The 16,542-nt window shown below is 43.9% G+C and carries 6 protein-coding genes; 2 read left to right on the top strand and 4 right to left on the bottom strand.

Translation table 11 applies throughout. From position 1 onward, the window contains the following. Window positions 1-55 precede the first annotated feature (55 nt). Complete coding sequence (locus AAG747_RS03175; RefSeq protein WP_346819674.1) at window positions 56-1,030, bottom strand: alpha-1,2-fucosyltransferase; 975 nt, start codon at window positions 1,028-1,030, stop codon at window positions 56-58. 1,176 nt (window positions 1,031-2,206) lie between these two features. Here AAG747_RS03175 and AAG747_RS03170 point away from each other — a divergent pair. Then, window positions 2,207-5,416, top strand: a complete 3,210-nt coding sequence (locus AAG747_RS03170; protein ID WP_346819673.1) for a SusC/RagA family TonB-linked outer membrane protein — start codon at window positions 2,207-2,209, stop codon at window positions 5,414-5,416. 14 nt (window positions 5,417-5,430) lie between these two features. Continuing rightward, entirely contained in the window at window positions 5,431-6,909 is a 1,479-nt protein-coding gene (locus AAG747_RS03165; protein ID WP_346819672.1) for a SusD/RagB family nutrient-binding outer membrane lipoprotein, read from the top strand. Window positions 6,910-6,984: 75 nt separating this feature from the next. Here AAG747_RS03165 and AAG747_RS03160 read toward each other — a convergent pair whose 3' ends face one another. From AAG747_RS03160 to AAG747_RS03150, 3 genes are read right to left on the bottom strand one after another with little or no spacing between them, the layout of a single operon-like run. Next, complete coding sequence (locus AAG747_RS03160) at window positions 6,985-9,393, bottom strand: FlgD immunoglobulin-like domain containing protein (protein WP_346819671.1); 2,409 nt, start codon at window positions 9,391-9,393, stop codon at window positions 6,985-6,987. A 58-nt stretch (window positions 9,394-9,451) separates the two neighbouring features. Then, complete coding sequence (locus AAG747_RS03155; RefSeq protein WP_346819670.1) at window positions 9,452-10,930, bottom strand: PorP/SprF family type IX secretion system membrane protein; 1,479 nt, start codon at window positions 10,928-10,930, stop codon at window positions 9,452-9,454. A 21-nt stretch (window positions 10,931-10,951) separates the two neighbouring features. Then, the gene (locus AAG747_RS03150) at window positions 10,952-16,282 is read right to left on the bottom strand and encodes a PKD domain-containing protein (protein WP_346819669.1); all 5,331 of its coding nucleotides are present in this window, start codon (window positions 16,280-16,282) and stop codon (window positions 10,952-10,954) included. Window positions 16,283-16,542 lie beyond the last annotated feature (260 nt).

Here is a 16,542-nt window from a genome sequence, read left to right as displayed (position 1 = left end):
TCCTCCCTTGGCTTTCCCCATAAAGTAGAAAATCTGCTTTGTGGGGCTTGGAGTTTCACAACAACCGTATTACGTTATCTTCTCTCTGGGGCCCGTTAATTTTATGATAATACGGAACGGGCCGGTTCATAAATGTATTTTGATAAAAATCAAAAAATCTTCTCCCTTCAAAATAGTTTTGAAACAGCACTTTCTGAAACGCCTCTTTTGTTACCTTGTAGTCTTTAGACCGGATAAATTGAATGGGTTTCTCCCCCCAGAACGAAGCCCACATCGAATATGTACTGGGAGGTCCCAATATCAAATTACATTGCGACAGGGCGTATAAGTCTTCTATCACATGAGAGTTTTCAATCCAATAGCAGTTCATCCCTTTACATAAATTCAAAGAAATGGGCTCATCGGAACTGATAAAGAAACTGACTTTTTTTCCACATTGATTAAAATCCTCTTGTACTTCACTCATCACTCTATGGTAGTCTGCAATTTCATAATAATAATTCCCATTCATAAATGCCTTATAATCGCCTCTTCGAACGTGTATTCCGATTAACACATCGCTCTGTAACCTGGCCATAGTCAATATCCTTTCAGCCTTTCTCCGGTAATTTTCTTTCGGTTGAAACAGAATTCTAATCATACGGGAGTAAGACATCATTGCCTGAGTGTCTTTCAAGTACGCCCATGAGTTAATCAAGACCACTTTTGACCGGGTGGCCTTCAACAAAGCGGGTATCGAACCATTGTCTTCTAAATAAATCACGCCTAATTTTCCATTCATGGTTGAGGCAGAAGCCAATAGCCTTTCAAGTTTTTGAAAACATTTGGTCAGCACTTTATCCATAAATTTGTTCTTGGAAAATGTAAATACCACATAAGGATACCGGTTCAGATTCTCAAAATAAAATTTATACCGGTCAAAAAAAGGGATGATCAGTTGTAAACGATGCTTTAGGGCAAATGCGATAAAAAAAGAATACGCCCACATCCGATTGCATAATTTCCCGGGGCAATCTCTAAGAATTAACATGATTTCGACTTTTCAAAAAGTAAAAAAACAGGGAAGTTCAAACAACGCTTTGGTCAGCTTGGAAAGCTTCTCAACACCAAACAGGTGCCCCCTTGGGTGTGGAAATTTTCTCAACCCTCAAAGCAGGATTGACGAAACCGTTTTCCAATCTGGAGCGATATCAAAAAATTCAAGTTGTGCTGTATTGTTTCGCAAACCGGTAAATATGTTGCCGTATTGATATGGCAATCACACTCCTTTGCTTCTCCATCTTGACTTGTTCAATGAAAAGCTTTTTAGCCGCTGATTCACACGTTTACGCGATCGTCATACCGGTACAGACTATAACCTTAATAACTACAAAGTGCATATGCATCTAGAATTACTGCAATTCCGTTTTTGCCTGTTAAAACCGATTATCCGGCTTTGAAGATACAACTACAGCTTCCCGGCATGAAAAAGACAAATATGTTTATTATTGATTTATAGGTTGGGTACACGTCTAACGTATCGGTTGATTGAGCTAACCACCCAAGAGGTACATAATCACAATATTTAACTAGAAGGGAATATAAATATAATAAAATAACACCTATTAATACTTAATTAAAAAAATAAATAGCGGGCATTAAACATCATTAACAAGCCAACTACCAAAGAATCAATAATTCTATCCTCTTCAAAAGAAGAAATTGCCTTATTCCATTCCCTGGCGATCTTTTTTTAAGATAATCCTTCCTAAACAGATAGTTTGAAATACCGGATATATTTTTCAAAAAAAAATTGAACTATTCAAAGAAACCCCCAGCAAACCAATCCGTATTCTCTTCTATAAACAGGCTTTGACTTCCATCTTCGCTCGTCTTGAAATCTCTAATTTAACAATAGCCTTCCCACTTTCACAATAATACTATTTTGATTTTTTTATATACAATATTATTCAAACAATAATAAAAAAAACAAAGAACACCCCCTTCAAAAATACCTCATAATAATAATTAATATACTATATATCAGTATTTTAAAAAAATACCAAAAAGTAACAAACCCCTAAAAACAGTATATTAATAAGAGATAATATATATATCAAAATAGTATACGAATAAGCTAAAAAGGTATTAAAATACAATGCTACGAAACGGTAATATTGGGTAGTTGAAATTTTCATTAACCCACTAATACCAAACTGTTAACACTATGAATCATGGATTACGCTTGTACTTTTTAAGCATACTACTCTTATGCTTTCACCTTACTCAAGCCCAGCAAACTGTTGTGTCAGGGCAGGTAACTTCTGCTGAAGATGGAATTCCCCTCCCGGGGGTTTCGGTTATGTTGGAAGGTACCAGCTCGGGCACAATAAGTGACCCGGATGGAAAATATAAAATCACCGTACCTGACGATGCCCAACGCTTATCGTTTTCCTTCGTAGGTTTTATCACTAAAACCATTGAGATCAAAGGACAATCGGTTATCAATGTGGTCTTGAAATCAGACACAAAACAGTTAAAAGAAGTCGTGATCACGGCATTGGGTGTTTCCCGGGAAAAAAAGTCCTTGGGTTATGCCGTCAAAGAATTGGATGGAGAAGAAGTGAACACCGTCAAAACGACCAATGTAGTAAGCTCCTTGTCCGGTAAAGTTCCGGGGATTTCCGTTACCTCTTCCAGCAATCTGGGCGGCTCCAGTAATATTGTGATCCGGGGAGGCAGCTCCATTACAGGAAACAACCAACCCTTGTTTGTGGTGGATGGTGTACCCATCAGCAATAGCAATATCAACAGCAACGACCAACTGAGAGGTGGCGGAGGATACGATTACGGGAATTTTGCCTCTGACATTAATCCGGAAGACATTGAAAGCATGTCGGTACTGAAAGGAGCCAGCGCTACCGCATTATACGGCTCCCGGGGATCCAACGGGGTGATCATCATCAGCACCAAGAAAGGCTCCAAACGCAAAGGTTTAGGTGTGTCGGTCAGCTCCAGTCTTACCTTCAGCGAAATTAACAAAGCCACTCTTCCCAATTATCAAAACGAATACGGAGGTGGTGACAGCCCGGGGTTTGACGAAGTGGAAATCGATGGAAAGACCTATAAGGTTGCCAATTACAAAGAAGACGTGAGCTGGGGACCCAGGTTTGATGGACAGGAAGTGTTGCATTGGGATGCTTTTGACCCCACAGACAAAGAAAATTATTTAAAGACCCGGCCTTGGACCGCTACTCCCAACGGCATTGATGCCTTCTTCGAAACCGGAAAACTTTGGGTAAACAACATTGCCCTGGACGGAGGTAATGAGCATAGTTCCTTCCGCTTTTCTTACACCAATACCGATGAAAAAGGGGTACTGCCGAACTCTTCACTTAAGAAAAATCACTTTTCATTTAACGGCCGGCTCAAACTCAGCCCCAAACTCAGCACACAAGTCAGCGTACATTATTCCAACCAAGAGGTAATGGGACGCCCGGGCACGGGCTATGATTCGGGAACGGCCCTGAGTTTAATGGCCAGCTTTGGTATGTGGCACCATCGCCAACTGGATATGGGGCGCTTAAAAAATTACCAGACATCTGCCGGTCAACAAAAACCCTGGAACCGGAAAAGCTATTCGGACCCTACGCCTAATTATTGGGACAACCCTTACTGGACCCGTTACAACAACTATCCCAGCGATACACGGGAGCACCTGATCGGTACTTGGGGCCTCACCTATCAATTGAAGGATTGGCTCAGTCTTACCGGAAAAGCGTCCATTGACTACAACGTAATGGAAGTAGAGCAACGCCTTGCCAAAGGCAGCTTTTCACTGAGTAACTATTACCGGAGCTTCCGGATGGAAAAGGAAACAAACATGGATCTCATGCTCAATGTAGAGAAAGATTTGGGAAATCAGTTTTCACTTTCCGGCTTATTGGCCATCGGCAGAAGAGAAAACCACTATGATGGCATCTACGAATCTACCGTAGGAGGCTTGGAGTTAGACAACTTGTACGCTATCTCCAACTCTGTATCCCCGAATATTTCCAAAGACGAATGGGACAGAGGCCGCAGGGTCAACAGTGTTTACGGAAGCATTTCATTGGGATTCCGGGATATGTTATTTTTGGATTTTACCGGACGTAACGACTGGTCCTCTACCTTACCTGCCAGCAAAAATCATTTCTTTTATCCTTCTATTTCATCCAGTTTTGTCTTTTCGGAACTCCCCGTATTTGCAGGCTCTTCCTTTTTATCCTTCGGAAAGTTGCGTTTAAATTATGCTAAAGTAGGAAACGATGCTCCTATCAGCAGTATCCTCAATACTTACTATAACACAGGAAACTACGGGGATAAAACCCGTTATACCGTCAACAACACCCTCAACAATGCTCATTTGGAACCGGAAGAAACCAGCTCCTGGGAAGCCGGGATAGAAATGTCTTTCTGGAAAGACCGTTTGGGAGTGGATATTTCGGTGTACAACAAAGATTCACGCAAGCAAATTCTGGCAGCTTCCGTTTCAGCAGCCAGTGGTTATAATTACAGTTATGTCAATTCCGGCCACTTAAACAACAAAGGGGTAGAAATCAACCTCAATGCCATTCCCATCAGGACCAAAGACTTCGAATGGGCCATCACTGCCAATTGGGCTAAAAACGAAAGTCAGGTTAAAAAACTGGCTCCGGGCATTACCGCCCATGTGCTAAACAGTAACCATGTGCAAGTAGCTGCCAAAGAGGGATTGCCCTATGGCGCATTGATCGGAACCAATTTTGTGTACAAAGACGGGAAACCGGTAGTCGGGAGCGATGGCTATTATTTGCAATCTGAAGAACTGGAAGTGTTAGGCAATTACAACCCTGACTGGCGGGCCGGTCTTTATAATAAATTTTCCTACAAAGGCCTTCACTTGAGTGCATTGATTGACATCCGTCAAGGAGGTGAATTTTTCTCACTAACCCATTACTGGGGCATGGGTACCGGGGTACTGGAAGAAACAGCCGGACTCAATGACTTAGGCAACCCCAAACGCGACCCGGTAACCAATGACGCAAATTCCGGTGGAGTGATTGTTCCGGGGGTTACGGAAAACGGTGACCCCAACACCAAACGCGTACCTGTGACGGCCTGGGACGGTGCCACTTATTACAACAATAACCCCCACGCAAATTCTGTCTTTGATGCTTCCTACGTCAAACTACGAGAGGTCAGCATCGGATATACCTTGCCTGCCCGCCTGTTGGAAAAATTACCGTTTCAGAACGTAACCTTCGCGGTTACAGGAAGAAACTTGGCTATTTTACACCGCAACTTCGAGCATATCGACCCGGAAATGACCTATGGATCGGGCAATGTACAAGGGCTTGACACCGGGTCTTTACCGACCACCCGCTCTTACGGATTCAACTTGAAATTTAACTTCTAAACAAAGATTTTTTTATGAACTATTATACATATATCCTACGGGGACTGCTGGCTTGCACCTTGTGCAATCTCATTTGGAGCTGTACCACAGATTTTGAAGAAATCAATCAAAATAAAAAGGAACCTTCTCAAGTAGATGCAAAATACCTGGTGGCCAATGCCCAAAGCTCCTTGATGGTTCATTACCTGGTGCTCGATGCCCGCACCAATGCCAATGCCTTATTAAGTCAACATTTCGGTCAGATCGCTTATACCCAGGAAAGCCGTTACCAACTTTCCCCAAACTTTTATAACCGTTACTGGAGTGAATATTACACCAAAGGCTTAAAAGATTTGGCGGAAGCACAAAAATTGATTGAAGCAGCTCCTGAAGGCTATCTCTCCAAAGAAGAAAAAAACAACCGGTTAGCCATTGTCAAGACCTTACAGGTATGGGGCTTTCAACTAGTGACGGATGCTTATGGGGATATCCCCTATTTCAATGCCTTATCCGGTGAGACCATTCCCAACCCGGCTTATGACACTCAAGAAGAAATTTATAAGGACCTGGTAGCAAAAATCACCGAGGCAATTACCCTGATTCAACCCAATAGCGGAGCTTTTGAAAGCTACGATTTGGTGTACAACAGTGATATGTACAAATGGAAAAAATTTGCCGCTTCCCTCAAATTGCGTTTGGGAATGCGGATCATGGATGTAGCACCGGAATTGGGCAAAAAAACGGTGGAAGAAGCCATTCAAGCCGGAGTGTTCACCTCCAATACAGACAATGCCCTGTTTCAGTTTTTGGAAGTGCCGAATGCCAACCCGGTGTATACCCAATATATCGACCGGCAAGAATACGGATTGAGCAATACTTTTATTGATATGCTCAAAGATTTGGATGATCCCAGAATTCACAAATATGCCGGCTATGCCTGGAATGAGGCAGATGGCGCTTACAATATTTACGCAGGTGTGCCTTTTGGTCAAAGCCAAAACATGAATTATTGGTTAGCCTCCCGGCCTCATAATGATATTCAGAAAAACCCTTCTCAACCCGGTGTTTTTATGGACTATGCACAAGTAGCATTTTTGCTGGCTGAAGCAGCAGAATTAAACATTGCCGTAGGTGGCACAGCCGCAGAGCATTACCACGCAGGCATCAGAGCCTCAATGGAATATTGGGGAGTAGAAGAAAGTAACATCAATGCCTACTTATCTCAGGACGATGTAAATTACGCAAATGCCCCGGGCGATTACAAGCAAAAAATAGGCACCCAAAAGTGGCTAGCGCTGTACTTACAAGAAGGCGAGGCCTGGGCCGAGTGGCGTAGATTGGATTACCCCATTCTGAATGTTCCGGTAGACGGCAACCTCACCTATGAGGACATTCCCAAAAGGTTGAAATACCCGGACAATGAAAAAACCGTGAACGCTGCCAACGTAGAAAAAGCCATTCAAAATATAGGAAGCGACCAACACAGCCATAAATTATGGTGGGATATTCATTAATTAGTTTAGTGAAATCAAAACAAAACCCCGGAAGCAAATTGTTTCCGGGGTTTTTCGGTCGGTCACTATATGATTCTAAATTGAGATATTTCCTTGAGATTTTTGCCAGTTATTCCATCCGGTAATTCTAAACACCCGGATTTCATTAATCCAACAGACAAAGAAATATACTTGTCCGTTGTACTTGATCATATCAGCTTCCAAAGCCTCCCCGCCAAATTCATACAACTGTTCTAATTTGGAATGGTCGATATTGTCAAACAAGCTTCCTAAAAACAATCCATCCTCATCAAAAGCATAGGTAGTGGTTTTGGTAGGCAGTCCCTCCATATTGGTCATTACTACCGCACCGTTCACTTTTCCGGCAATTTTTCTAAAGAAATCAATTTCTCCGGGATTTAAAGGGGCATCGTAGTTATAGTTGTTACTATTCAACTTTTCTTCCCAATTTGCTCTTCCTTTACCTACTTTCCATTTTTCATTCCCATTCCTGTCAAATTTCATCAAGAAGGAATTTTTGGAATTTCCCCATGCCGCATTGCCATTTTTATAGGCCATCTCATTGTAGGCCCCGTATATCGTTCCGTCATTATCCACGTAAGTATATCCTCCCCAACGATATTCATTATTATTCAGAAATCTGACAGGGGCCTTTACCTCTCCCCCCGGATAATTATACACAGGCGCATCTCCTCTCCACCCGGTCACACTCATCTTAACGACCCGAGGGTTGCTTCCCGAAGAGGTATAATAGATATTCATATCCTTATCTACATATGGATTCGCTACAGACGGAGGATCTTGACCATAAAAAGTCACCTCAGGCTGTTGTAACAACCCATCGCCATTGGCATCCGCCCAAGCATACGACTTACTATTAGCCGGTACCCATTCCCTGACGATTTTCGGCCAGTTCCAGTTTTGCCAGTATAGTTGTGCTACCGGCCGGATTTTCCATTGTTTTTCATCTACAATAAATATGACCAAATCGGCCAAATTAATCAGGTATGTTTTGCCATTGACCGTTCGGGCATCCCACAGCTTCGCATTGTTATGCCTTCTGGCGATCCCAGCCATCCCCCCGTATCTATAGGTAGAATGTACATACCAGTTACCCGTATTGTAATCCAACTTTAATCGCATGATTCCATGCCAGTCACTCGCCATCCAGAGCGTAGTAGGGTCATCTGTTTCAATTCCTACAAAAGGTGCCCATAGCTGTCCGCCATACCATTCTTTATTCAGTTGCCCGTTACTATTAAAGTGGGCGACTCTCCGTGGCGGGTAATAAGGACTGGCTACGACAAAGCCGCCTTTTCCATCCGCTGCCAAATCCGACACTTCTCTAAAAGAATTGGGTTCATACAAGCCATCTACCCGGCCACCCAACTTACCATATGTTTTTTCTACCCCTCCACTCAGATTTAGTACTTTGATCTGCTCCGACTGTTCGTACACAAAAAGCTTATTATTGACATGGTCAAAGTCCAAGCGTTGAGGGTTTTTCAGTTGAGAGGCAAAAGAAGACTTGGCGTAGTTTTGCAAATCAATTCTTACAATCTTCTCGCAAGAAGCCACATAAAGCTTTCCGTTTCCAATGGTCAATGCTTTCGGGCAATTGATGTCAATCTGCTTGATCATTTTCTTTTGGGAAAGGCTGTACACCCTTATGGCATTGCGATGGTGATACGTCACGATCAGAAGGTCGCCATCCACATCTATATCCATGGAGAAGTCATTTCCATCATCAAATTCGTGTCTTTCTTCTCCATCCCAATAGACCTTAAATTCCGCATCCTTGATCCTACTACCGTTATTCTTATTATACACCCAAAGGTTCATGGTACTTTCTCTTGGAGAACCATGATTCAGAAGATATAAACGCCCGTTGGATACTGCCATACTATACGCTCCTCTCCATGGAATCGGGTTTCTGGCCGACCACATGCGCTTTCCGTCAAAAGACATTTTGATCATCATGTTATCGATGTTCTCGGTCAATTGAGCCGCAACATAAATTCCCGATGCGTCAGCGGCAACCGCACGGGCCGAAACGTGACACCCCGGAGCATTCTGCCACATTCTATCGCCAGGTTCGTAATTAGAACCCAAACTTGCCACATATGAGGCTTTAAACCCAGGCACAGCGGCCATCTTCCAGGTATAATTTCCCGATGGCAGAGCATTGCCATTGTTATCACGGCCATTCCAGGTGACGGAATGGTTACCGGCACCTTTCGACACAGCGTGCAACAGTTCCCTTACGACTTTCCCTTGTCCATTATAAATATTGATGGAAACCTTTCCGGCACTACTCAAAGAATAGTTGATGACTGCAGATCCGGCAGGCTTGGCGGGAGCAGAAGAAGCAATATGCACAGCCCCTCCATCAATTCCCGAAATAGTTGTTGCATGGATAACTCCCAAAGAGCCGATCATCACCACCATCATCCAAGAAAATCTCAAAATCTTACTCTTCAACATGTTAATTATCGAATTAAACTAAAAAATTATCTTTCAGCACAGTTTGTTAATTCAGGTATTACTCTTTGTTTTTTGTGATCATAATCCAGGCTTCTTTGAATTCTGGATAGCTCAATACCCTTTTATACAATTTTTTCAAATTCTCCAGACTTCCGGATTTAAAAGCATATACATAGTAAAATTGTTTATCACTCATGTAACCAATTCCACTGTATGGCATTTTCGCACTTACTTTCCCTTTGTAATCCAAGGCGTACTTGTACTCTTTAAAAGCCCCGACTATTATGTAATTTCCTACTTTCAGGTCTTTTACATCATCGATCCTGTAACGGATTTGCACACTGTCTTCACCAAGTTCTGATTTAAGCTCGTCAATTGCAGCCAACTGCGGGTCTGCGGCAACTTCTTCCACTTCATTTGCTTCGACTTCTTCAGTTGCCGTTTCTGATACAGGCTCTTCCGCCACAATTTCTTCCTGGCCCTCGGCAGCTTCCTCAATATTATCTACAATATCGTGCTCCTCGGTCAACAGTTCATTCTCTTTCGGCTTTTTAGGCTCGTTCTTTTTCTTGAGGTTCGGCTTGGGAGCTCTTTTTACTACCGGACGATTACGTTTATAACGGAGTTCGTTATCCCGTACTTTCTTTTTCCCAAAGGCCATATTGATTTGCAATTCATGTGTTCCGTTGCCAAAACTGGTCTGTTGCGGGCGGGCAAACTCATACGCATACCCCACTTTCAAAAAGTCCTTCACTTTAACTCCGGCAAAAGCCGTAGCACCATAATTCTCACGATACCCCCCTCCTAACCAGACTAAGTCCTTGAGGGTTGCCACTGCTACCCCTTCCAATTTGGAATGGGAACGGCTTCCTGTACGGTAGATCATATGAGGTTCTACCGTCAATACATTGGGGACTACTTCAAATTTGTAACTTGCAGTGAAGATCTTTTCCTGAAACTGTTCGAATTTCACTTGGTTAAAAGGATCTTCGCTCACTGCTTTGGACTGGAACAGCTTAGGCAGGGCAAATCCCAAGGTCAGATTTTTGTACCGGTAATGCAGCCCAAACTGCCCATCCATATAATAATTCGTATTGATTACATTGATAAGAGCCGGATCGTTTACCTCACCGATGGCGTCCATATCAAAGCGGTTCATCCCCCCTCCGATTGACATTCCAAACTTGATGTAATGATCCACTCCCCTTTCCAGAGGTAGCTCGTACCCCATACTCAACAATAATGAAGAATTGCGCAACAGTACACTTTTGTCTGAATAAGCACTCATCCCGAAGGAGAGCCTACCAGCGGTAGGCACTTGAAGATTGATCGCATTGGTAACGGGAGCATCTTCAATGCCTACCCACTGTTGGCGGTGCGTTATGTTTAGTTCCGTATAATCATTACTTCCTACAAAAGAGGGATTATACAAATAGGGATTCATAAAATACTGACTGTACACGGGCAATTGTTGTCCACTTACGTTACCAATTGCTACTAGGGATACCAGGGTCAGTAATTGCAGAATTCGTTTCACGGTTTTACTAATCGTTTTGTATTAATAGATGATTCTAATTCCTCCTGTACTTCTGAAGTCATCATTTTCTCCAGTCAGGATATAATAATAGTCTCCATTCTCTAAAAGCTTGCCGTTTTGGATACCGCCCCACTCATTGTTATAAGCGTCTGTCTGATATACCGTATGGCCTGCCCGGTTGAAGATCATTAATGATACTTGTCCTAATTCTTCCAGGTTTTTAATTTCCCACGTATCGTGTATTCCATCTCCGTTAGGCGTGATAAATTTCATCGCATTTACCTGCACACTGAGGGGGTTTTCCACAACACTGACCAAGACAATATCCTGGGAAGCCAAGCCTTTGTCGTCTACTACGGCCAATTGGAATTCATACTGCCCCAGAGGAAGGTTGACCAACGTAGGCTTTTGTTCATTGCTGACAAAGCTGAAAAACGCATCAGATCCTGAAATCAATTTCCAATTATACTCAATGATTTCTCCATCTTCATCATAAGAGCCGGAAGCATCCAGTGTCAATAGGTTCGTTGCCCCTACCAAAGTTGTATCGTTGCCGGCCACCGCTACGGGAGCAAGGTTCTTCGCAGGGTTCACAGTGACACGTACCAGATCCGAAGCTTGCGCCCCTCTATCATCTGTCACCGTTACGCTAAATTCATATACCCCTTCTTTCAAATCGCTTAAGCTCAATACACTTGCGTTCAACCCTCCATCAGTAAAAGAAGCCGAACCTAATGTTTGCTCCCAAACATATTCAATCACCGCACCGTCTGTATCGTATGAAGCCGAAGCGTCTAACGTAACCGCATTCTCCGGTAAGGTAATGCTTATATCCTCTCCGGCTATTGCTACAGGCAGTTGGTTTTCTTTCGGCAATACCGTTACAATAATTTGATCGGAATCTTTTGCTCCGTGATCATCCGTCACTTCCAACTCAAAAACATATTGACCTTCTACCAGCGAAGATAGTTTTGCCATAGCGGTTTCACCATCTTCAATGGCAAAATACCCAGGGCCTGCCACTTGCTGCCATTGGTACGAAACAATGGTTCCGTCCAAATCTATGGAAGCTGTGCCATTCAAGGTGGTTTCATTCTCAGGAAGCCTCAGCTCAATATCATCACCTGCAAGAGCAATCGGAGCTTGATTTTCCAACGTTACAACCGTAACCTGTACTTGGTCTTTTGCCTGCAGACCCTCTTCGTCTGTTACAGTCAACTCAAAGACATACACTCCTTCTGTAAGGTTTGATGCAGTCGGTGTTGCCGTATTGGCCCCTTCGATAATCGCACTGCTCAACGGGCCGGAAATTTGTTTCCAATTATATGTAATGCTCCCTTCAGCGTCCTTAGAAGCTGATCCGTCTAACTGTACCGAACTATCAGGCAAAGTAATCGTAAGGTCATCTCCCGCATTGGCTACAGGACTTGTATTTTCTTGCGGTAATACGACCACTGATACCTCATCCGTAGATTGCAATCCTTTATCATCTGTTACGGTCAATTCAAACACGTAGATTCCTTCTACCAAACCGGTGAGCAACGGAGTACTACTCGATTCACTATCCATGTTAAACGAAACAGGACCGGATTTTTTCGTCCATTGATAGTTTGCCAATGCTCCTTCCGCATCAGTAGAAGCAGTTCCATCCAACTGAACGGTGTTGACAGGTAATGTAATCGTTTGGTCAGAACCCGCATCTGCAATCGGTGATTGATTTGGCACGACATCATCCGTAGGCACAATCTCAATCGCGGCTACCTTTGCTTTATTGACTTTCGTAACGAATTCGATTTTGATCTTACCGTCTCCGTCCTGATCCCTGATCCCGGTAAAGCTCTTCACTATCGCTGTCAATGGACCTGCTTCCCCATTCATATCGTAATCCGACACTACTGCCTGACCGTTTTCCACATTGATATCGAATACCCTTCTATCAGTTCCTCCGGGACCTCCATCCGGTGCTCCCCAGTACAACTCCGCAAAGTGAAGATTCACCGTATAGCTATTGCTGGTTGGTACAGTCAATTCGTAAACAAACGATCCTTGTCCTCCGTCATTCCGCTCTGTTTGATACAATAAGTCATCTTCCGTGCCTGCTATTACCCGGTTTGGATTCCCGCTTACATCCGCTATATAACTGCTGCCTGCCGGATGCGGATCTGCCGACCATACCTTCCCGTCTTGTGTCAACATCTCAGCTCCGCCCGCATTGATACGGACTACATTATCTTGAATAGCCTCAGGTTTTACCGTCACTTTCACCTCGTCAACCGCTTGTTCGCCTTCCGCATCCACTACAGTCAAGGTAAAGACATAAACTCCTTCCACTAAGCCACTTACCGTAGCCACTGCCACATCCGCTCCCTCAATGACTGTCGTAGCCGGGCCTGATTGCTGTTGCCAACTATAACTGGCAATGGCTCCTTCCGCATCACTGGAAGCACTACCATCCAACTGAACGGTGTTGACAGGTAATGTAACCGTTTGGTCAGAACCCGCATTGGCTACCGGAGCTTCATTCACACCGGCCACTTTGACCGATACGGTAAATTCTTCCGTATCTGTTCCATCTTTATCTGTAGCAGATACACGAACTTCACAGACGGTTCCGCCATCCCCTACTGCTGTCGGCATACTCAATGCTCCCGTACCGTCTCCGTTATCTATAAATTCATAAAGGTTTTCTGAAATCAAACTTCCGTTTTCGCGGATTTCAGCACTTAATGTAATTGGGTCTCCATCCGCATCTTCAGCACTGACAGGTACATTCACTACGGCACCCTCAACGACTTCCTGGTTCTCAATGAAGGCTAACTGAGGAACACTGGATACCTGATCATCCGTAGGCACAATCTCAATCGCGGCTACCTTTGCTTTATTGACTTTCGTAACGAATTCGATTTTGATCTTACCGTCTCCGTCCTGATCCCTGATCCCGGTAAAGCTCTTCACTATCGCTGTCAATGGACCTACTTCCCCATTCATATCGTAATCCGACACTACTGCCTGACCGTTTTCCACATTGATATCGAATACCCTTCTATCAGTTCCTCCGGGACCTCCATCCGGTGCTCCCCAGTACAACTCCGCAAAGTGAAGATTCACCGTATAGCTATTGCTGTTTGGTACAGTCAATTCGTAAACAAACGATCCCAATCCTCCGTCATTCCGCTCTGTTTGATACAATAAGTCATCTTCCGTGCCTGCTATTACCCGGTTTGGATTGCCACTTACATCCGCTATATAACTGCTGCCTGCCGGATGCGGATCTGCCGACCATACCTTCCCGTCTTGTGTCAACATCTCAGCTCCGCCCGCATTGATACGGACTACATTATCTTGAATAGCCTCAGGTTTTACCGTCACTTTCACCTCGTCAACCGCTTGTTCGCCTTCCGCATCCACTACAGTCAAGGTAAAGACATAAACTCCTTCCACTAAGCCACTTACCGTAGCCACTGCCACATCCGCTCCCTCAATGACTGCCGTAGCCGGACCTGATTGCTGTTGCCAACTATAACTGGCAATGGCTCCTTCCGCATCACTGGAAGCACTACCATCCAACTGAACGGTATTGACAGGTAATGTAACCGTTTGGTCAGAACCCGCATTGGCTACCGGAGCTTCATTCACACCGGCCACTTTGACCGATACGGTAAATTCTTCCGTATCTGTTCCATCTTTATCTGTAGCAGATACACGAACTTCACAGACGGTTCCGCCATCCCCTACTGCTGTCGGCATACTCAATGCTCCCGTACCGTCTCCGTTATCTATAAATTCATAAAGGTTTTCTGAAATCAAACTTCCGTTTTCGCGGATTTCAGCACTTAATGTAATTGGGTCTCCATCCGCATCTTCAGCACTGACAGGTACATTCACTACAGCACCCTCAACGACTTCCTGGTTCTCAATGAAGGCTAACTGAGGAACACTGGATACCTGATCATCAGTAGGCACAATCTCAATCGCGGCTACCTTTGCTTTATTGACTTTCGTAACGAATTCGATTTTGATCTTACCATCTCCGTCCTGATCCCTGATCCCGGTAAAGCTCTTCACTATCGCTGTCAATGGACCTACTTCCCCATTCATATCATAATCCGACACTACTGCCTGGCCGTTTTCCACATTGATATCGAATACCCTTCTATCAGTTCCTCCGGGACCTCCATCCGGTGCTCCCCAGTACAACTCCGCAAAGTGAAGATTCACCGTATAGCTATTGCTGTTTGGTACAGTCAACTCGTAAACAAACGATCCTTGTCCTCCGTCATTCCGCTCTGTTTGATACAATAAATCATCTTCCGTACCTGCTATTACCCGGTTTGGATTCCCGCTTACATCCGCTATATAACTGCTGCCTGCCGGATGCGGATCTGCCGACCATACCTTTCCGTCTTGTGTCAACATCTCAGCCCCGCCCGCATTGATACGGACTACTTGATTGGCCGGGTCAAATACGATTACAGAGACTTCATCAACAGATTGAATTCCTTGTTCATCTACTACAGTCAAAGAAAACACATATACACCTTCCACTAAGCCACTTACCGTAGCCACTGCCACATCCGCCCCCTCAATGACTGCCGTAGCCGGGCCTGATTGCTGCTGCCAACTATAGCTAACCACTTCTCCTTCCGCATCGTTGGAAGCACTTCCGTCCAGCTGAACTGTACTTACCGGAAGTGTAACACTTTGATCGGAACCTGCATCGGCTACCGGTGCCTGATTGGCTGGAGATAAAACAGTTACCGTAACCTGATCAGTCCCTTTATCGCCTGAATCATCGGTTACGGTCAGTTCAAATACAAATTGTCCTTCTACTAAGCCACTCACTACAGGAGAAACCGTATTTGCTCCTTCCATTATAGCCTCAAGCGGCCCTGACTTTTGTTGCCAGGCATATGCCTTAATGGTTCCATCCGCATCATTGGAAGCACTTCCATCCAACCCTACAGTATTCTGAGGTAAAGTAATTGTTTGGTCAACTCCCGCTTTTGCAATAGGCTTTACATTTCCATTCGAAGCATTCACCAACACTACCACCCGGTCTTTTGCCGAAGCACCTTGGTTATCCCAAACGGTCAATTCAAATTCATATCGTCCTTCTATCAGGCCACTCACCGAGGCCGTTTGCAAACCTTGTCCGGAAATTGCCGGAGCTTTGGGCCCACTCACGTAACTCCATGCATACCTACCAATTTTACCATCAAAATCCTTAGAATTATTGCCGTACAACAAAAGCTTGTTTTCAGGCAACTTGATCACTACATCTTCTCCGGCATATGCCCAGGGTGCCAAATTCGGGCAGGTTCCCTGTGCAATTACACATACCGGTAACGCCATACCTATCACTATTAGGTTTAGTAACTTAAACAGCCTAATCACAGATTATTTAGATTTAGTAATAAAAAAAATTGTCGATGTTCAACTATGAAAAAAATTAGAGTAATTAAATGAGCTCCCTTTTTCAAAAGCTCTGTGTAGTTAGTATTGAGTAGAAGGTAAAACGCAAAAAGTCTTTAGTAACTAAGAGAATTTTATTAACAATTATTCACAGATTATACCAAAAAAGCTAAGGTGCAAGATTGAGTAATTTATTCAAG

The organism is Rapidithrix thailandica, from assembly GCF_039710355.1.
Classification (GTDB): domain Bacteria; phylum Bacteroidota; class Bacteroidia; order Cytophagales; family Flammeovirgaceae; genus Rapidithrix; species Rapidithrix thailandica.
Note: the sequence above shows the minus strand (reverse complement) of the source record. Positions and strands in the feature narration are given on the sequence as shown.